16 protein-coding genes are annotated in these 19,519 nt (G+C 62.5%); 14 read left to right on the forward strand and 2 right to left on the reverse strand.

Annotated elements, in window-relative coordinates:
• The first annotated feature begins 131 nt into the window (after nt 1-131).
• From ASD31_RS12710 to ASD31_RS12720, 3 genes are read left to right on the forward strand one after another with little or no spacing between them, the layout of a single operon-like run.
• A complete protein-coding gene (locus tag ASD31_RS12710; RefSeq protein ID WP_056333907.1) occupies nt 132-1,625 on the forward strand; it encodes a sugar ABC transporter ATP-binding protein in 1,494 nt (497 codons plus the stop codon).
• A 1-nt stretch (nt 1,626) separates the two neighbouring features.
• Nucleotides 1,627-2,628: an ABC transporter permease gene (locus ASD31_RS12715; protein WP_056333911.1), complete on the forward strand. Its 1,002-nt coding sequence runs from the start codon at nt 1,627-1,629 to the stop codon at nt 2,626-2,628.
• A gap of 13 nt (nt 2,629-2,641) precedes the next feature.
• Nucleotides 2,642-3,628, forward strand: coding sequence for an ABC transporter permease (locus tag ASD31_RS12720; protein WP_056333915.1), 987 nt, complete (start codon nt 2,642-2,644; stop codon nt 3,626-3,628).
• A gap of 9 nt (nt 3,629-3,637) precedes the next feature.
• On the opposite strand, the gene ASD31_RS12725 is transcribed toward ASD31_RS12720, so the two are convergent.
• Nucleotides 3,638-4,801, reverse strand: coding sequence for a dihydrodipicolinate synthase family protein (locus ASD31_RS12725; protein WP_056333916.1), 1,164 nt, complete (start codon nt 4,799-4,801; stop codon nt 3,638-3,640).
• Nucleotides 4,802-5,133: 332 nt separating this feature from the next.
• On the opposite strand from ASD31_RS12725, the gene ASD31_RS12730 reads away from it, so the two are divergent.
• The 5 genes from ASD31_RS12730 to ASD31_RS12750 are packed head-to-tail and all read left to right on the forward strand — an operon-like array spanning nt 5,134 to nt 11,088.
• Complete coding sequence (locus ASD31_RS12730; RefSeq protein WP_056333925.1) at nt 5,134-6,183, forward strand: LacI family DNA-binding transcriptional regulator; 1,050 nt, start codon at nt 5,134-5,136, stop codon at nt 6,181-6,183.
• Nucleotides 6,180-7,181, forward strand: coding sequence for a Gfo/Idh/MocA family protein (locus tag ASD31_RS12735; protein ID WP_056333929.1), 1,002 nt, complete (start codon nt 6,180-6,182; stop codon nt 7,179-7,181). The genes ASD31_RS12730 and ASD31_RS12735 overlap by 4 nt, the downstream gene beginning before the upstream one ends.
• A gap of 10 nt (nt 7,182-7,191) precedes the next feature.
• Nucleotides 7,192-8,805, forward strand: coding sequence for an acyl CoA:acetate/3-ketoacid CoA transferase (locus tag ASD31_RS12740; RefSeq protein ID WP_056333932.1), 1,614 nt, complete (start codon nt 7,192-7,194; stop codon nt 8,803-8,805).
• Nucleotides 8,798-9,577: an enoyl-CoA hydratase/isomerase family protein gene (locus tag ASD31_RS12745; RefSeq protein ID WP_056333937.1), complete on the forward strand. Its 780-nt coding sequence runs from the start codon at nt 8,798-8,800 to the stop codon at nt 9,575-9,577. The genes ASD31_RS12740 and ASD31_RS12745 overlap by 8 nt, the downstream gene beginning before the upstream one ends.
• Complete coding sequence (locus ASD31_RS12750) at nt 9,577-11,088, forward strand: aldehyde dehydrogenase family protein (protein ID WP_056333940.1); 1,512 nt, start codon at nt 9,577-9,579, stop codon at nt 11,086-11,088. Before ASD31_RS12745 ends, ASD31_RS12750 begins: the two co-directional genes overlap by 1 nt.
• Before the next feature lie 270 nt (nt 11,089-11,358).
• Here ASD31_RS12750 and ASD31_RS12755 read toward each other — a convergent pair whose 3' ends face one another.
• Nucleotides 11,359-12,408: a LacI family transcriptional regulator gene (locus ASD31_RS12755; protein ID WP_056334680.1), complete on the reverse strand. Its 1,050-nt coding sequence runs from the start codon at nt 12,406-12,408 to the stop codon at nt 11,359-11,361.
• A gap of 370 nt (nt 12,409-12,778) precedes the next feature.
• Between ASD31_RS12755 and ASD31_RS12760 the strand changes: the two genes are divergently transcribed.
• The 6 genes from ASD31_RS12760 (at nt 12,779) to ASD31_RS12785 (ending at nt 19,337) form a co-directional block, all read left to right on the forward strand.
• Nucleotides 12,779-13,996 (forward strand): ABC transporter substrate-binding protein, encoded by a 1,218-nt coding sequence (locus ASD31_RS12760; protein WP_244483852.1) that lies wholly within the window; start codon nt 12,779-12,781, stop codon nt 13,994-13,996.
• Between the two features lie 175 nt (nt 13,997-14,171).
• Entirely contained in the window at nt 14,172-15,053 is an 882-nt protein-coding gene (locus ASD31_RS12765; protein WP_056333946.1) for a carbohydrate ABC transporter permease, read from the forward strand.
• On the forward strand, nt 15,050-15,931 hold the full coding sequence (locus ASD31_RS12770; RefSeq protein ID WP_056333949.1) for a carbohydrate ABC transporter permease: 882 nt from the start codon (nt 15,050-15,052) through the stop codon (nt 15,929-15,931). Before ASD31_RS12765 ends, ASD31_RS12770 begins: the two co-directional genes overlap by 4 nt.
• A 4-nt stretch (nt 15,932-15,935) precedes the next feature.
• Nucleotides 15,936-17,048 (forward strand): ABC transporter ATP-binding protein, encoded by a 1,113-nt coding sequence (locus ASD31_RS12775; RefSeq protein WP_056333952.1) that lies wholly within the window; start codon nt 15,936-15,938, stop codon nt 17,046-17,048.
• A gap of 7 nt (nt 17,049-17,055) precedes the next feature.
• A complete protein-coding gene (locus tag ASD31_RS12780) occupies nt 17,056-18,564 on the forward strand; it encodes a GMC oxidoreductase (protein ID WP_056333956.1) in 1,509 nt (502 codons plus the stop codon).
• Nucleotides 18,561-19,337: a 3-ketoacyl-ACP reductase gene (locus ASD31_RS12785; RefSeq protein WP_056333959.1), complete on the forward strand. Its 777-nt coding sequence runs from the start codon at nt 18,561-18,563 to the stop codon at nt 19,335-19,337. Before ASD31_RS12780 ends, ASD31_RS12785 begins: the two co-directional genes overlap by 4 nt.
• The last annotated feature ends 182 nt before the right edge of the window (nt 19,338-19,519 follow it).

The following is a 19,519-nucleotide window of genomic DNA, read 5'->3' on the forward strand; positions in this document are numbered from 1 at the left end:
CTCTCCGGGGTGCCGGAGCAGCCATGTGCCGGCCCGATCGGGCACGGTGCTGCCGGGTGATCACCCCGGCCGGTGCGGCAATGCCGTTCCGGCCGGATTTTCATGTCTGCTTTCAAGGGGATGGATGGATCATGCTGCTGTCCATGCAGGATATCTCCAAGGCCTTTTCCGGTGTCGCCGCCCTGCGGTCGGCTTCGCTTTCGATCGCCGAGGGCGAGGTCATGGCGCTGGTCGGCCAGAACGGTGCCGGAAAATCGACACTGATCAAGATCCTGACGGGCGCTTATCAGCGCGATACGGGTCTGATACGTTTGGAAGGCGAGGATGTCGTTTTTGCAACGCCGGGCCAGAGCCAGGCCCGTGGCATTGCGACGATCTACCAGGAAATCAATCTCGCGCCGCAGCGTTCGGTGGCCGAGAATATCTATCTTTCCCGCGAACCGAAGACGCGGTTCGGTTTGCTTGATCGGCGCGCCATGCGCGACGGGGCCGCCGCCGTTCTCAAGACCTTCAATCTCGATATCGATGTCGACCTGCCGGTGGCGCATTTCAGTGCCGCCACCCGCCAGATGATCGCGATTGCGCGGGCGGTGACCCAGAAGGCGCGGCTGGTGATCATGGACGAGCCGACCTCCTCGCTCGACGAGCGCGAGGTGGCGATCCTGTTTCAGACGATCCGTACGCTCAAGAAGAACGGCGTCGCGGTGCTGTTCATCGGCCACCGGCTGGATGAGCTTTACGAAATCTGCGACCGCGTTACCATCATGCGCGACGGCCAGACGGTGGCCGAAAGCGCCATGGCCGACATGCCGAAGATGGAACTTGTTCGTCATATGTTGGGCAAGGAACTGGCCGCCTTCGAGGCGATTGCGCGCGACGGCGGGAGTGAGGCCAAGCCTGTTCGTCTCCTTGCCGATGGCGTCGGCTCCGGCGTCCGGGTTCGCGATGTCAGCCTGACGGTGCGCGAGGGTGAGATTTCCGGTCTCGCCGGCCTGCTCGGTTCCGGGCGCACCGAGACGGCGCGGATCCTCTTCGGCGTCGATCGCCTGCAAAGCGGTGCGATCCGGGTCGATGGGAGGGAACGCGACTATAACGAGCCCGCCGACGCGATCGCCGATGGTATCGGGCTGGTCTCGGAAGACCGCAAGATCGACGGCATCATCCCGGACATGAGCATCCGCGAGAACATGACGCTGGCGCTTCTGCCGAAGCTGAAGAAGGCAGGCATCGTCGACCGCGCCCGCCAGCAGGAGATCGTCACGCATTACATCAAGGCGCTTGGTGTCAAATGTGCTTCGCCGGACCAGCCGATCAAGGAGCTTTCCGGCGGCAACCAGCAGAAGGTGCTGCTCGCTCGCTGGCTCTGCACCGATCCGCGCATCCTGATCATCGACGAACCGACCCGCGGCATCGATATCGGCGCCAAGGCGGAAATCCTGAAACTTCTGCGCCGGCTTGCCGATGAGGGCCTGAGCGTCTTGATGATATCCTCCGAACTGGAAGAGCTTCTGGCGGCGGCGGATCATGTCACCGTGTTGAGCGACGGCCGGTCGGTGGCCGCACTCAAGCGGAACGAACTCAGCGAGACGGCGCTTCTTGCCGCCATGGCCCATCAGGTGAACTGACATGACGACGATCGATACATCCGCCGCCCCTGAACGCGCCGCCCGGCCGAATGTCGTCCGGTTTCTCAGCCGCTACGGCACATTCGCCGCCTTTGTCGCCCTGCTTCTGTTCAATATCGCCGTCACGCCGAATTTTCTTTCGTGGCAGACGCTGAACGTCAACCTGACGCAGGTGGCGACCATCGTCATCGTCGCGGTCGGCATGACGCTGGTGATCGCCACCGGTGGCATCGACCTTTCCGTGGGCTCGCTGATGGCGATTGCAGGTGCCGCGGCGCCGATGATCTTCATGGGCAAGCTGTTGCCGATCGACAATATGGGCGTTCTGATCATCCTCTCCTTCATCTTGCCGGTGCTGCTTGCCATGGCGTTCGGATGGTTCAACGGGTTCCTGGTGGCCCGCCTGTCGATCCAGCCGATCGTCGCCACGCTGGTTCTGTTCATTGCCGGGCGCGGCCTTGCCCAGGTGGCGACCAACGGCAATCTTCAGGTCTTCAAGAATCCGGATTTCCAGTTCATCGCAATGGGCCGCATCGCCGGCATTCCGGCCCAGGTGATCATCATGATCGTCGTGGTGGCGCTCGCCTATTGTCTGGTGCGCTATAGCGTCATCGGCCGGCAGATCATCGCCGTCGGCGGCAACGAGAAGGCGGCGCGGCTGACCGGCGTTCCGGTGCGGCGGGTGAAGACCTTTGTCTATGTCGTCAGCGGCGCGCTTGCCGGTGTCGCCGGGCTGATCGTCGTTGCCCGCAATTCGGCCAGCGATGCCAATCTGGTCGGGCTCGGCATGGAGCTGGACGCCATTGCCGCTGTTGCGGTCGGCGGCTCGCTGCTCACCGGCGGGCGGGCCAATATCATCGGCACGGTGCTTGGTGCCTTCGTCATCCAGCTGGTGCGCTATACGCTGCTTGCCAATGGCGTGCCGGATGCGGCCGCGCTGATCGTCAAGGCGGGGCTGATCATCGTCGCCGTCTTCATCCAGCAACGCGCCGATAAAGTGTAACGGACAGGACATCATGCTGAAAACCCTCTCCCGGCTCTTCATCCCCAAATCCTCCGGCGACTATGCCCGTCTCGGCGTGCTTCTGGCGCTTGCCGGCCTGATCCTCTTCGGGGCGCTGCGCTATGACAATTTCCTGTCGCAATTCAATATATTGAGCTTCCTGCGCTACAATTCCATGTTCGCGCTGATCGCGCTCGGCATGGCCTTCGTGATCATCACCGGCGGCATCGACCTTTCCGTTGGGGCGGTGGCTGCCATGTCAAGCGTGGTTGCCGCCTATCTCTCGCCTTATGGCTGGCTGCCGGGCCTTGCTGGAGGCATGGCGGCGGGTTTGGTTGCCGGCGCCATCAATGGCGTCATCGTCACGCGGTTGCGGATTCAGCCGTTCATCGCGACGCTCGCCATGATGCTGGCGGCCTACGGCACGGCGCTGCTTTTGGCCAACAACCAGTCAGTCTCGGTTTCCTACGACACCGGCTTCACCACGATCGGGCAGGATGATTTCCTCGGCTTCCCGATTCCTGCCTGGATTGCGGCCTTCGTCTACGTGCTGGGCTGGGTGTTTCTCGAGCGTCTTCCGACCGGCCGGCATGTGCTGGCCATCGGCGACGGCGAGGCGACGGCCAATCTCATGGGACTGAAGGTCGAGCGCACCCTGTTTGCCGTCTATGCGCTATCGGGCCTGCTTGCCGGGCTTGCGGGCGTCATCCTTGCCTCGCAGTTTGGTGCCGGGCAGCCGACCGAGGGCGTGGGCTGGGAACTCTTCGCCATTGCCTCGGTCGTGGTCGGCGGCACGCTTCTGACCGGCGGCTCCGGCTCGGTCGGGGCGACGCTGGCCGGCGCTCTCTTGCTCGCCATGGTCTTCAACATCCTCAACTTCGAGAATGGCCTCGGCTGGATTTCCCTGTCCGCCTATTGGCAGTCGGTGATCCGCGGCGCCTTTCTCCTGATCGTCGTCGTGCTGCAGGCCCGGCTGATGAAGAAGACCGAGGCGCCGTGAAACGCCGGCTCAGCAGCCCTGCGTGATGAGGAAGGCCTTCATCCGCTCGGTTGCAAGCTCCGGCCTGTCGAGCACATTGGCCTTGTCGGCGAGACGGAAGATATCGGCATAATGCAGGAGGCCGCGCGCCGACTGCATCCCGGCCGGCATGGTGAAGTGCTTCTGGTGGCCATTGAGCCAGGCGAGGAAGACGATGCCGGCCTTGTAATATTGTGTCGGCGCCTCGAAGATCTTTCGCGAGAGCGGCACGGTCGGCTCGATCACCGCGCGGAAGGCGGAAACATCTCCCGTCGCCAGCGATGCCAGCGCCTTAGAGGCTGAGGGGGCGACGGCGTCAAAAATGCCGAGCAGGGCATGACTGTATTTCATGCCGTCGCCTTCGATCAGGTCGGCATAATTGAAATCGTCTCCGGTGAAGCAGAGCACGCCTTCGGGGAGCCGGTTTCGCAGCGCCACTTCGCAGGCATTGTCGAGCAGCGAGATCTTGATGCCCTCGACCTTTTCCCGGTTGTCGCCGATGATCGACAGAACGGTTTCCAGTGCTCCCTCGAAGCTTTCGGAGCCCCAATAGCCCTTCAATTGCGGGTCGAACATGTCGCCCAGCCAGTGCAGCACCACCTTGTCGCTGGTTTGCGACAGGATGCGACCATAGACCTTGCGGTAATCGTCGGGCGATGCGGCGATGCGGGCAAGCGCACGGCTTGCCATCAGGATCGCCCGGCCGCCCTGTTTCTCGACATAGCCGACCTGGTCCTCATAGGCGCGGATGACATCATCAAGCGACCGCGCCTCCGTCGGGGCGAGATGGTCGGTGCCGGCGCCGCAGGCGAGATCGGCGCCCGGAACGCTTCGCGCCTCGGCCAGCGACCGGCGGATCAGGTCCTGCGCGCCGGCCCAATCGAGGCCCATGCCGCGTTGTGCGGTGTCCATCGCCTCGGCGATCTTGAAGCCAAGGCTCCAGAGATGGTGACGAAAAGCCATTGTGGCATCCCAGTCGATCGCCGGACGGCCCCAGGGATCGATTTCACGCAACGGGTCGGAGACGACATGAGCGGCCGCATAGGCGATCCGGTTGAAGGCCGGCGCGGAAGCGGGGCGCTCAAGGGGCGTACCCGAGAGTGCATAGACTTTTAGGCCGCCGTCGGCGTGTGGCAGGGAAAGGCTGATCGACATGGATTCCTCCCGAAGGTTTGTATGGCCATTAATTTAGACCGTTCCAAATTTCAAGTTTATTTTTTTCGAGCGTGGCTGGCAGTGCGTCATTTAATCCGTGATTTGCGATAATTCTGGAAGCCTTGAAGCGCTTTCTCAGCTGTCGCATGCCATCCTGAGTCGTGAATTCGTGGCGTTATGATCAATTTTTCTTGGTTTCGCGGAATCAGTAATCCGACTGCCCGCTTTCAACATGAGTGGCCAAAAATTTCCCAAATGGACTTGACAGATTTGGAACGTTCCAATTAACTAAGTATGCAAGCGGGCGGTATCGACCCGCCGGGGAGGATGTCTTGGGCAAGGAACGGGTAACGGTCATCGATATTGCGCGCGCCGCCGGCGTGTCGAAGTCGACCGTGTCGCTCGTCCTGCAGGCGAGCCCGCTCGTCAACGAGGTGACTCGGGCCAAGGTCAATGCGGTCATCCGCGAGCTTGGCTATGTCTATAATCGCGGCGCGGCCAATCTGCGCCAGTCCAATGCCAAGTCGAAGATCGTCGGCATCGTCGTCAACGATCTGACCAACAGCTTCTTTGCCGAACTTGCGGTGGGTGTCGACATGGTGGTGCAGTCGGCCGGCTATGTGCAGTTTCTTGCCAATACCGCCGAAAATCCCGATCGCCAGCGCGAGGTCATCGCCTCGATGCGCGAACATGGCATCGCCGGACTGATCCTGTCGCCGGCGCGCGGCACGGAAGCGGCCGACCTCAAGCCTCTGATGGCCAGTGGCATTCCGGTCGTCAATGTTGTGCGCCAGATCGCCGGCGCCAAGGTTTCGTCGCTGATCTCCGATAACCGGGCCGGCATACGCGATGCGGTCCGGCATCTGGCCGGGCTCGGCCATCACCGTATCGCCTTTCTCGGCGGCTTTCCCGATACGGCGGTCTTTGCCGAGCGGCTGGAAGGTTATCGTGAAGCGCTGGCGGACATGGATCTGGCGGCAAGGAATGAACTGGTCATCGGCTCGGCGCCCTCGCGCGCCGGTGGCGTTGCAGCCATCGAGCGCGCGCTTGCCTTGTCGGAACGGCCGACGGCGGCGGTCTGCTTCAATGATGCGGTCGCCTTCGGCGTCTGCGACGGATTGCGGGCGCACCGGCTCGATCCCGGCGAGGACTTTGCCGTTATCGGCTTCGACGACGTGATCGAGGCGCAGACCGCCGTGCCGGCCCTGACGACCGTTTCCGTCGATCCGCAGGGCATGGGCCGCCGGGCGGCGCAGCTGCTTTTGAAACAGATCAATGCCGGACGGGCGGACGCCGAGGCGATCGTCGGGTCCGTGCGGCTCGTCGTGCGCCAAAGCTGCGGCGCTGCGAGCGACAAGAGAGAAAGGCTGGCTTTGCTATGACGCGTTGGGGTTTGATCGGGGCAAGTACGATTGCCCATGAATGGGTGATCGATGCGATCCGGGCGGTGGGCGGCGAGATCGTCTCCGTCATGAGCACCAGTGCCGAACGCGGCGCATCCTACGCCCGCGATCACGGCATTGCGAAATCCGTTGCCACCGTGGCCGATCTCCTCGGTGATCCGGACGTGCAGGCGGTCTATGTTTCCACCACCAATGAACTGCACTGTGACCAGGTGATCGCCGCCGCCAGGGCGGGAAAGCATATTCTCTGCGAAAAGCCGCTGGCGACCTCGCTTGAGGATGCGCGCGCCATGGTCGAGGCGGCGAAAGATGCGGGCGTCGTCATGGCGACCAATCATCATCTGCGGGGCGCTGCCACCCACCGGGCGATGCGCGACGCAATCGCCGCAGGCAGGATCGGCAAGCCGCTGGCCGCCCGGGTCTGCCATGCCGGCTATTTACCGCAGCATCTGCAGGGTTGGCGTCTCGAAAGACCCGAGGCCGGCGGCGGCGTCATTCTCGATATCACCGTGCACGATACCGATACGCTGCGCTTCATTCTCGGCGACGATCCGGCCGAAGCGATTGCCTTCGGCCAATATGGCGGCATGGCGAAGGCCGGGCTCGAGGATGCGGCGATGGGCGTGCTCCGCTTCAAGTCGGGCCTGATTGCCCAGTTCCACGATGGGTTCACGACGAAATATGCGGTGACCGGCCTTGAGGTGCACGGATCCGAGGGCTCGCTGATCGGCCGCGACTGCATGATCCAGAAGCCGGGCGGGACGGTGACGCTGCGTAATGCCGATGGCGAGACCGAACTGCCGCTCGAACACCGCAATCTCTATGAAAACACGCTTTTAGCCTTCGATGAGGCGATTGCCGGCAAGGGAGCGCCGCTTTGCAGCGGGGAAGACGGCATCTGGTCGCTGGCAACGGGGCTTGCGGTGGTGAAGGCCGCGCAGGCGGGCACGACTGTTGCGATTGAAACAGGACTTTGAGACGAGACCGATGAGCAAGCATATTACCCCAGCCGAAGCCGCCAGCCTCATTCCCGACGGTGCCATTGTGTCGGTGTCGTCGTCGAGCGGGCTCGGCTGCCCGGACCTGATGCTGAAAGCCATCGGCGAGCGTTTCGAGGCGACCGGCCATCCGCGCGACCTGACGACGCTGCATCCGATTGCCGCCGGCGACATGAGCGGCATCAAGGGCATTGATCATATTGCGAAAAGCGGCCTGCTCAAGACGATTATTGCCGGCTCCTATCCGTCCGGCCCCTCGACATCGGAGCCGCCGTTGATCTGGCAGATGATCGGCAATGACGAGATCGCAGCCTATAATATCCCGTCCGGCGTGATGTTCGACATGCACCGCGAAGCCGCCGCCAAGCGGCCGGGCGTGCTTACCAAGATCGGTCTCGATACCTTCGTCGATCCGTCGCGCCAGGGCTGCGCGATGAATGCGTCGGCGGCGGCCCAGCCGGTCGTGAAGAAGATCGCGTTCGAGGGCGAGGACTGGCTCTATTTCAAGGCGATCGCGCCGCAGGTGACGATCATCCGTGCCACGACGGCCGATGAGCGCGGCAATCTCACCTATGAGCATGAAGGCGCCACTCTCGGCGGCCTCGACCAGGCGCTCGCCGCCCGCAACAATGGCGGCATCGTCATCGCGCAGGTGAAGCGCATCACCAAATCCGGATCCCTGAAGCCCCATGACGTGCGGGTGCCGGGCATGCTGGTGGACTACATCGTCGTCGATCCCGACCAGAAGCAGACGACCCTGACGGAATACGATCCGGCGATCTCCGGCGAAATCTTCAGGCCGATCGAGAGTTTTCGCGTGCCTGAGTTCAATATCCAGAAGGTCATCGCGCGCCGCGTCGCGCAGGAATTGGAAGGCGGCGCCTGCGTCAATCTCGGTTTTGGCATTTCCGCCAATGTGCCGCGTATCCTGCTTGAGGAAGGCTTGCATGGCGCAGTCACCTGGGTGATCGAGCAGGGTGCCGTCGGCGGCGTGCCGCTGCTCGATTTCGCTTTCGGTTGCGCCTCCAATGCCGATGCCTTCATGCCGTCTCCCTATCAATTCACCTATTTCCAGGGCGGCGGCTTCGATGCCTCGCTGCTCTCCTTCCTCGAAATCGGCAGGGATGGCTCGGTCAATGTCTCGAAGCTCTCCTTCCGGCCGCATGTGACGGCGGGGGCGGGCGGTTTCGTCGATATCACCGCGCGGGCAAGGAAGATCGTCTTTTCCGGCATGTTCAATGCTGGGGCGAAGCTTTCGATGGCGGACGGCAAGCTGGTGATCGACAAGGAAGGCAAGCTGAAGAAGCTGGTCAACGAGGTCGAGCACGTCACCTTCTCCGGCCGGCGCGCCGTCGAACAGGGGCAGGACATCACCTATGTCACCGAGCGCTGCGTGATGAAGCTGACGCCGGAAGGCATCATGCTCACCGAGATCGCGCCCGGCGTCGATCTGCAAACGCATATTCTCGACCAGTCGGAATTCCCGCTGATCGTTTCCGCGAACCTCAAGGTCATGGATGCGGCCTTGTTCCACGAAGGGCCGATCGGCCTGACGCTACGCCAAAAGCCAGAGCGGACGCTGGAAGGAGCATCGCATGACTGACGCGCGGATCAGGATCGACATCGACGGGGCGATTGCCACTCTGACGGTTGCCCGGCCGGAAAAGCTGAACGCCTTCGACATCGACATGCTGAAGGCACTGTCTGTCGCTTGCGATACGGTCGAGGCGGATGCCGGGGTGCGGGTCGTCATCCTGACGGGGGAGGGCAAGGCCTTTTCCGCCGGGGGCGATATCAAGGCCTGGGGGGCGATGAACCCCAACGAATTCGGCCATCACTGGGTGCGCTTCGGTCACCGCGTATTCGAGCGTCTCGCGACGCTGCGCATGCCGGTGATCGCGGCAATGAACGGCCACGCGCTCGGCGGCGGCCTGGAACTGGCGGCGGCTGCCGATATCCGCGTCGCCGAATCCCAGATCCGGATCGGCCTGCCGGAAACGAGCCTCGGCATGGTGCCGGGCTGGTCGGGCACGCAGCGCCTGGTCAGGCGTTTTGGCGCGCAGGTGGTGCGGCGGATGGTGCTCGGCGGCGAAATGTTTTCGGCCGAGGAAGCCAGGGCGCTTGGGCTTGTCGATGCAGTGGTGGAAACCGGGACGGTGCTGTTTGCGGCGCGGGAACAGGCGGAGCGGATCGTCAGGCGCGGACCGGCGGCGCTGGAAATCTGCAAGCTGATGATCGCGTCGGCGAATGGCGAGGACAATGGCACCGCCGTCGAGGCGCTGGGCTCGATCCTTGCCGCCAAGACCGGCGACATGAAGGAGGGCGTTGCGGCTTTTACCGGCAAGCGTCCCGCGGAATTCAAGGGAGAATGGTAATGACGGTCCTCATGAAGCCCAAGGCGCTCACGGATGTTAAGAGGCGCGATTTCCGGATGCTGATCGATGGCAAATGGGTGGATGGTGCAGAAGGCCGGACGCTGGAGCGCGTGGCGCCCGGGCATGGCGTCACCGTCAGCCGTTATCCGGCCGCAGGCAAGGTGGATGCGGAACGGGCGATCGCCGCTGCGCGCAAGGCTTTCGATGATGGCCCGTGGCCGCGCATGACCGCATCGGAGCGCTCGCTGGTGCTCTTGAGGGCGGCCGATATGATTGCGGCGCGGGCGGACGAACTCGCCTATCTCGACTGCGTCGAAAGCGGCAAGCCGATCAGCCAGGCGAAGGGCGAACTGGGTGGTGCCGCCGATATCTGGCGCTATGCCGCCGCCCTTGCGCGTGACCTGCATGGCGAGAGCTACAATACGCTCGGTGACGGCACGCTCGGCGTCGTGCTGCGTGAGGCGATCGGCGTCGTGTCGATCATCACGCCCTGGAACTTTCCGTTCCTGATCGTCAGCCAGAAACTGCCGTTTGCGCTGGCCGCGGGTTGTACTGCGGTGGTCAAGCCATCGGAGCTGACCTCGGGCTCGACGCTCGTTCTCGGCGAAATCCTCGAAGCGGCCGGCGTTCCGGCCGGCGTCGTCAACATCATCACCGGCACCGGCCCGGATGTCGGCGCGGTCATGACCACGCATCCGGACGTCGACATGGTCTCGTTCACGGGCTCCACCGGCGTCGGCAAGCTGACGATGAGCAATGCGGCGCAGACCCTGAAGAAGGTATCGCTGGAGCTTGGCGGCAAGAACCCGCAGATCGTCTTTCCGGATGCCAATCTCGACGATTTCATCGATGCCGCCGTCTTCGGCGCCTATTTCAATGCCGGCGAATGCTGCAATGCCGGCTCGCGACTGATCGTCCACAAGGAGATTGCGCAGGATGTGATCGCGCGTGTCGCGGCGATGTCGGCCAAGGTCAAGGTCGGCGATCCCCTCGATCCGGAAACGCAGGTCGGCGCGATCATCACGCCGCAGCATCTGGAAAAGATCATGGGCTACGTCTCGGCCGCAGCTGACAAGGGCGCCACCGTGTCGCATGGCGGCGGGGCACTCGATTTCGGCGCCGGCCAGTTCATGTCGCCGACCATCCTTTCCGCCGTGACGCCGGACATGGCGGTGGCGCGCGAGGAAGTTTTCGGTCCGGTTCTTTCCGTCCTCACCTTCGAAACCACCGATGAGGCGATCCGGATTGCCAATTCCATCGACTACGGCCTTTCCGCCGGCGTCTGGAGCCGGGATTTCGATACCTGCCTGTCGGTCGGCCGCAAGGTGCGGGCGGGCACGATCTGGATGAATACTTTTATGGACGGCGCATCCGAACTGCCCTTCGGCGGCTATCGCCAGTCCGGTCTCGGCCGCGAACTCGGCCGCCATGCGGTGGAGGATTATACCGAGACCAAGACGCTCAACATGCACATCGGCGGCCGCACCGGCTGGTGGATGCCGCAGTCGTAAGAAATTCGGCGCGACGAAACGGGAAGAGAGGAGGGCGTGATGCAGGAATTGAATTGTACTGAGCGGAATGTTGCGTCTTGCTGTTTCATTTATCCGACTGAGATCGAGGAAGTTTACCCCCCTCTGTCACTTCGTGACATCTCTCCCTCAAGGGGGGAGATTGTTCTTTTTCCCTGGGGCCACAGTGGTTGCGGCTCATCTCCCCCCTTGAGGGGGAGATGTCCCGGAGGGACAGAGGGGGGTGAAGCCGCGAACACGGCAGCCGACGCCTCAAACCTCCGCAAACCCAATCTGCGGCTTCAGCAGGACCTGCAGGCCGGCCGCATCCTCGCCGGCGATCCGGGCGAGCAGGACGCGGCCCATCTGTTCGCCGGTGTCGGTCAGGTCCTCGTAGATGGTCTCGACCTTCGGCTGGATCTGGCTGAGCAGCTTGGAGGTCCGCTTGGCGACGATGTCGTATTCGATACCGAGCGTCAGGCCGTGGTCGCTCATGCCGGTGATCGTCGCCAGCGCCGAGACTTCGCCGCCGCAGGCAAAACCGTCGGGGGCGTCCGGCTTTCCGGCGCGCCTGCTCATATAGTCGCGAATCTGCTCGACGGGACAGTCGAGGTCGATCTCGTCGGGAATTTCGTAGGCGACGCCGGCTTCGCGCACGGCGGTCATGAAGCCGTGCAGCAGGTGCTGGGTAAACGTCATGCGCTTGGGCGGCAGGATGATCATCGGCTTGCGGCGGCCCCGGCTGATCAACCGCCTGGTCGCCTCATAGGCGAAGGCGAAATTGTCGTAATCGACATAGGGATGCGGGGTGGAGAATTCGGTTCGTCCATGAGTGACGAAGGGAAAGCCGTTTTCGAGAAGCAGGCGCACGCGCGGGTCGAAGGGTTCGGTGCGCGAAAAGATCAGCCCGTCGGCCATGCCGTTGCGGACGATATGCCGGACGGCATCGACATTGCTGTCGTTGATGAAATTGGGCGTGACGATCAAGTGATAGGGCGTGTCCTTCAGCGCCTTTGCCAGCCCATGCATCAGCGAGATGCCGTAGCCGAGGATTTCCTCGTGCGGGTCGAGAAGAACGCTGATGACATTGGTGCGGCCGGTCTTCAGGCGCTGGGCGGCGCGGTCTGGCAGGTAGCCGATCTCGGCCGCCACCTCATGGACGCGCCTGCGGGTCTCGACCGAAATCTGCGGCGCATTGCCAAGTGCGCGCGATACCGTGGTCACGGCAAAACCGGTGAGATCGGCGATCGTCCGCAGGGTCGGCTTGCCGCTTTTCGGCCGGGCTCTCGATGGCGCGGGTTCGGGCGTGTCGGCCAATGAGATACTCCGGTGGGGCGATGACAAGCCGCTTTTGTAACGCCAGACAGGGGCTTCTGCAACGGCTTTTATGCAAACGTTTTAAATCGTTGAATTTATGGAATGCGCACGGAAGGCAAACCATCAAAGATGTGGTTTTAATGCGAGGATTTCAGCGGGTTAAGGTTACCGCACGGCGATAGGCGCCGACGGTGCGGGGTGCTTGACTTGACGGGACTTATAACGTTTTAAATGAAGTAGCGGCAATGCCGCAGAGCAATTGCTGCCTGTGAAACGGGACGGCATCAATGGCGGGGAGGAGTTCCCGCATCACGACTTGCAAAATGGGAGGAATATAATGCGCAAGTTTTTCACGACGACGGCAGTAGCGGCCATCATGGTCGGCTGCATGGCAGGCGGCTCGGCCGCGAATGCGGCGGAGAGCGTCGAGGTTCTGCACTGGTGGACATCCGGCGGCGAAGCGGCGGCGCTCGACGTCCTGAAGAAGGACCTTGAGAGCAAGGATATTTCGTGGACCGACATGCCGGTTGCCGGCGGCGGCGGCACGGAAGCCATGACCGTCCTGCGCGCCCGCGTTACCGCCGGCAATGCCCCGACGGCCGTTCAGATGCTCGGTTTCGACATTCTCGATTGGGCCAAGGAAGGCGCACTCGGCAATCTCGACGAAATCGCTGCCAAGGAAGGCTGGGACAAGGTCATTCCGGCTGCCCTGCAGCAGTTCTCGAAATATGACGGCCACTGGATCGCGGCTCCGGTCAATGTTCACTCCACCAACTGGATGTGGATCAACAAGGCGGCGCTCGACAAGGCCGGCGGCAAGGAGCCGCAGAACTGGGACGAACTGGTCGCACTGCTCGACAATTTCAAGGAGCAGGGCATTACCCCGATCGCCCATGGCGGCCAGCCCTGGCAGGATGCGACGATCTTCGACGCCGTCGTGCTTTCGCTCGGCACCGATTTCTACAAGCAGGCCTTCATCGATCTCGATCCGGCAGCCCTTGGCGGCGATAAGATGAAGACCGCCTTCGACCGCATGACCAAGCTGCGTTCCTATGTGGACGACAACTTCTCCGGCCGTGACTGGAACCTGGCTTCCGCCATGGTCATCGAAGGCAAGGCCGGCGTCCAGTTCATGGGCGATTGGGCAAAGGGCGAGTTCGTCAAGGCCAAGAAGGTGCCCGGCACCGATTTCGTCTGCATGCGCTACCCGGAAACCCAGGGCTCCGTTACCTTCAACTCCGACCAGTTCGCGATGTTCAAGGTTTCCGAAGACAAGGTTCCGGCCCAGATGCAGATGGCGGCCGCGATCGAAAGCCCGACCTTCCAGTCGGCCTTCAACGTGGTCAAGGGTTCGGCACCGGCCCGCACGGACGTTTCCAACGAAGCGTTCGACGCCTGCGGCAAGAAGGCAATCGCCGACCTGGCCGAGGCCGACAAGAGCGGCAAGCTGTTCGGTTCCATGGCGCATGGCCATGCCAATCCGGCAGCCGTCAAGAACGCCATCTACGACGTCGTGACGCGCCAGTTCAACGGTGAACTGTCCGCCGAAGACGCCGTCAAGGAACTGCCGGCCGCTGTTGCAGCCGCACAGTAATCCGTCAATCACTGGCGCCAGCGTTTACCCCTCATCCGCCCTATCGGGCACCTTCTCCCCATTCATGGGGAGAAGGGATAAGCGGCAAGCTCCGTCGTCCCCTCTCCCCGCCAGCGGGGAGAGGGCTAGGGTGAGGGGCATTTGATTTCACTTAAATTTTACGGTGGTAGTCGCTATGGATAGCCGCAGCCGGCTGCAGGATATTGTGCCAAAACTGGTGCTTGCTCCCAGCTTCCTCATCGTCCTCGTCTTCGTCTATGGCTTCATTGCCTATACCGGCTTCCTGTCGATGACCGATAGCAAGATGCTGCCGTCCTACAATTTCGTGGGTTTGAGCAATTATTCCAAGCTCTGGGCGCTGCCGCACTGGTGGCGGGCGATCTCCAATCTGGCGATCTTTGCGACGCTCTATATCGGCATATGCTCGGTTCTGGGCCTCGGCCTTGCCATCCTGCTCGACCAGAAGATCCGTGCCGAGGGGCTGCTCCGGCCGATCTATCTCTATCCGATGGCGCTGTCCTTTATCGTTACCGGCACGGCCTGGAAATGGTTTCTCGATCCCGGCATCGGGCTCGAAAACACCATGCATCTCTGGGGCTGGGAAAGCTTTACCTTCGACTGGATCAAGGATCGCAACTACGCCATCTATTGCGTGGTGATCGCCGCTGTCTGGCAGTCCACCGGTTTCATCATGGCCATGTTCCTCGCCGGTCTTCGCGGCGTCGACAATGAGATCATCAAGGCGGCCCAGATCGACGGCGCTTCGTCGACGACGATCTACCGGCGGATCATCATTCCCCTGATGCGGCCTGTGTTTCTCTCCGCCTTCGTCGTGCTCGCCCATCTTGCCATCAAGGCCTACGATCTGGTCGTGGCGCTGACCGGCGGCGGGCCGGGGCAGGCGACCGAGCTTCCGGCAACCTTCATGTATTCCTACACTTTCACCCGCAACCAGATGGGCATCGGCGCCTCCTCGGCGATCATCATGCTGGCGATGATCTTCTCCATCATCATTCCCTATCTCTACTCCGAAATCAGAGGGGAGAAGCGCGCATGAGTGTGCAGAGCTCCGACAACGCAATCTCCTCGAACCGGCTGACGCGCGCGCTCATCTATGCCGTGCTCATCCTGTTTGCAGCCTATTCGCTGCTGCCGCTCTATGTGATGGTGGTCAATTCGTTCAAACCGCTGGATGAAATCCGCCTGGGCGGCATGCTCAACCTGCCGCAGACATGGACGATCGCGCCTTGGCTTTCCGCCTGGTCGACGGCGCAGATCGGCGTGCAGCCGACCGGCCTCAAGCCCTTCTTCATCAACTCGATCCTGATGGTCATTCCGGCCGTGGCGATCTCCACCATTCTCGGCGCGCTCAACGGCTATGTGCTGACGAAATGGCGGTTTCCGGGTTCCGGCATCTTCTTCGGCATGCTGCTTTTGTCCTGCTTCATTCCGTTCCAGATCGTGCTGATCCCGATGGCCCGCATTCTCGGCATGATCGGGCTGGCGGGTTCCGTGCCCGGGCTGATCTTCGTCCATGTCATCTACGGCCTCGGCTTCACCACGCTCTATTTCCGCAATTACTACGAGGCCTTCCCAACGGAATTGGTGCGGGCGGCGCAGATCGATGGGGCGAGCTTCTTCCAGATTTTCCGGCGCATCCTTCTGCCGTCGTCCGGGCCGATCATCGTCGTCTCCGTCATCTGGCAGTTCACCAATATCTGGAACGACTTCCTGTTCGGAGCTTCGTTCTCCGGCGCCAATTCGGTGCCGATGACGGTGGCGCTCAACAATCTCGTTTCCTCCTCCACGGGGGTCAAGGAATACAATGTCCATTTCGCAGGCGCGATCCTCGCCGCCCTGCCAACGCTCGTCGTCTATATCGTGTCCGGCCGCTATTTCGTGCGCGGCCTGATGTCCGGCGCCGTGAAGGGGTAAGTTCATGTCCTTTTTGAAAATCACCAATCTGCGCAAGTCCTACGGCTCGCTGGAAATCCTGAAAGACATCAACCTGGAAATCGACGAGGGCGGCTTCCTGGTTCTCGTCGGCCCGTCCGGCTGCGGAAAATCGACGCTGCTCAACACGATTGCCGGGCTGGAGCCGATTACCTCGGGTGAAATCTCCATCAACGGCAAGTCGGTGGCGGGGCTCCACCCGTCCAAGCGCGATATCGCCATGGTGTTCCAGTCCTATGCGCTCTATCCGAATATGACGGTGGCCGGCAACATCGCCTTCGGCATGGAAATCCGCGGCGTGCCGAAGGAGGAGCGCGAGAAGGCGATCCACCAGGTCGCCGACATGCTGCAGATCGGCCATCTCCTGGAGCGCAAGCCGAGCCAGCTTTCCGGCGGGCAGCGCCAGCGCGTCGCCATGGGCCGGGCGCTGGTGCGCAACCCGCAGGTCTTCCTGTTCGACGAGCCCTTGTCCAACCTCGATGCCAAACTGCGCGTCGACATGCGCACCGAGATCAAGCGCCTGCACCAGCGCATGAAGACGACGATCGTCTATGTCACCCATGACCAGATCGAGGCGATGACGCTGGCCACCAAGATCGCGGTCCTGAAGGACGGGATTTTGCAGCAGTTCGGAACGCCGTCCGAAATCTACAACAACCCGGCCAACCTGTTCGTCGCCGATTTCATGGGCTCGCCGGCCATGAACCTCCTGACCGCAACCGTCGAGGGCGGTGGCGGCGATCTCAGCGTTTCGCTGGAGCGCCCGGATGCCGAGCCGTTGCGCCTGCCGGTGCCGCAGGTAAGCGGCCTTGCCGCCCATGCGGGAAAGCAGATCGTCTTCGGTATCCGGCCGGAAGCGCTGACCGATCCCGATGGTGCCGATCGCAATGCCCGTTCGCTGGTGGAGGGCGATTGCCTGATCGAGGTGGTGGAGCCGGCCGGTTCCGACACATTCGCGGTCACCAAGCTTGGCGGCAAGGAAGTGGTGGCACGCCTGCGCGCCGATGCCCGCATCGCACCGGGCCACGTGACCCGGCTTGCCTTCAACCTGGACAAGGCGGTCTATTTCGACCCGCGAAGCCAGCAGCGGATCGGCTGATATCGTCATGAATGGTCAGCCCGATATAGTCATCATCGGCTCCGGCATCGGCGGCGCGACGATCGCGTCGGCGCTCGCCGGTTCCGGTGCCGACATCCTCATCCTGGAGGCCGGCGGTCATATCGAAGACCGGCCGGAAAACCGCGACCAGCGGGCAATCTTCCAGCGCGGCCATTTCCGCCCGAAGGAAAGCTGGTACGAGGCCGACGGCACCAGCTTCAATCCCGGCAATTATTACAATGTCGGCGGCAATTCGAAATTCTTCGGCGCGGTGATGGTGCGCTACCGCCGCGAGGATTTCGCCGAAATGGCACATCTGGAAGGCGTCTCGCCCGCCTGGCCCTTCGCCTATGAGGAACTGGAGCCCTGGTACGGCCGCGCCGAACAGCTCTACCAGGTGCGTGGCAGCCTTGGCGAGGATCCGACCGAGCCCGATCATTCGCAGCCCTATCCGTTCGCACCCGTGCCGGACGAGCCGCCGATCGCCCGCGTGCGCGAAAAGCTCAAGCGCAACGGCCTCAACCCCTATTCGCTGCCGCTCGGCGTCGATATCGACAAATGGCTCGGCAAGGCAAAGACGCCTTGGGACGCGCATCCCAATAGCTTCGACGGCAAGATGGACGCGGAGACGGCGGCGCTGGCGGTTGCCCTGCAGCATCCCAATGTGCGGCTGCAGACCGGATCGCGAGTGACGCGGCTCGAGACGGCGCCCGACGGCAAGCGCATTGAGACGGTGCACTATGTTCGCGACGGCGCCGAACAGTCGGTCACGCCGAAACTCGTCATCCTGTCGGCCGGCGCCGTCCAGTCGGCGGCGCTGCTGCTGCGCTCGGCCAATGCTGTTCACCCGAAAGGCCTTGCCAACAGCTCCGACCAGGTCGGCCGTAATTTCATGAACCACAATTCGAGCGCCGTGCTGGCGATTTCGCCGTGGTTCAGGAATGATTCGATCTATCAGAAGACCTTCGGCTTCAACGATTATTATCTGTCTGACGGGGAGGGCAGGCCGCCGCTCGGCAATGTGCAGCTTCTCGGGCGGATTTCCGGCCGTATCCTCAAGGCCAACCTGCCGAGACTGCCGGAATGGCTGCTCGATCGGGTCTCGGCGCATGCCATTGATTTCTACGCGATGAGCGAGGATATCCCGCATCCGGAAAGCCGGATCATGGTCGATGGCGAGCGCATCGTGCTGCAATGGGTGCGCACCAACTGGCCGGCGCATCTGATGCTGGTGAAGAAGTTGAAACAGGCGCTAAAGGCGGCGGGTTTCCCGATCGTCCTGTCGCGGCCCTTCGACAAGCGTACGCCGTCGCACCAGTGCGGCACGGTGCGGATGGGCGACGATCCGACACTCTCGCCGCTCGACGTCTATTGCCGCGCCTTTGATCATCAGAACCTGTTCGTCGTCGATGCGAGCTTCCTGCCGACCTCGGCCGCCGTCAATCCGGCGTTGACGGTGGCGGCGCAGGCGCTCAGGGTCGCCGATCACATCACATCGAAGGATTTGGCGGCATGACGGATGAAAAACGTCCCCTCGCCATCGTCACCGGCGGCCGCCGCGGCATCGGCCTCGGTATTGCCAAGGCGCTGGCGAAAGGCGGCTACGATATCGCCATCACCGGCATCGGCGAGGCGGACCAGCTCGGCTCGGTGCTCGATGATCTGGGGACGCTCGGTGCGAGGGCGGTATTCCTGAAGGCTGATCTTTCGGTTCTGTCCGGACACCGGGCGACGGTCGATGCGGTGCTCGATGCGTTCGGGTCGATCGACTGCCTCGTCAACAATGCTGGCATGGCATCGGTGATGCGCGGCGATTTTCTTGATCTGGCCCCGGCAAATTTCGACGCGATCATGGCCACCAATCTGCGCGGAACGGTGTTCTTCACCCAGGCCGTCGTCAGGGCGATGCTGGCGCAGCAATCCGGCGTGAAGAACCGTTCAGTGATCAACATCACCTCTGTGTCCGCGACCCTGTCTTCGCCGGAACGGCTGGACTACTGCATGAGCAAGGCCGGGCTTGCGGCCTTTTCGCAAGGGCTGGCCCTGCGCCTGGCGGAGACCGGAATTTCCGTCTTCGAGGTGCGGCCGGGCATCATCCGATCGGACATGACGGCGGGGGTCTCCGCGAAATACGACGCCCTGATCGACGGCGGCCTCGTGCCGATGCGGCGCTGGGGCGAGGCCGAGGATATCGGCCGCATGGTCGCGGCGCTCGCCAGCGGCAGCTTCGGTTTCGCCACGGGCTCGGTGGTATCAGCCGATGGCGGGCTTTCGATCGGGCGGTTGTAGAGAGAGTGTCTTGTTGTGATTGCCCCTCACCCTCACCCTCACCCTCACCCTAGCCCTCTCCCCGTAAACGGGGAGAGGGGACTAAGGAATTTGCGGCACGGTCCTTCTCCCCGCACGCGGGGAGAAGGTGCCCGGCAGGGCGGATGAGGGGCCATGCTCCTCGGCAAGTGGAATTTAAGGAC

It is taken from the genome of Rhizobium sp. Root482, assembly GCF_001426565.1.
Lineage (GTDB): Bacteria > Pseudomonadota > Alphaproteobacteria > Rhizobiales > Rhizobiaceae > Pararhizobium.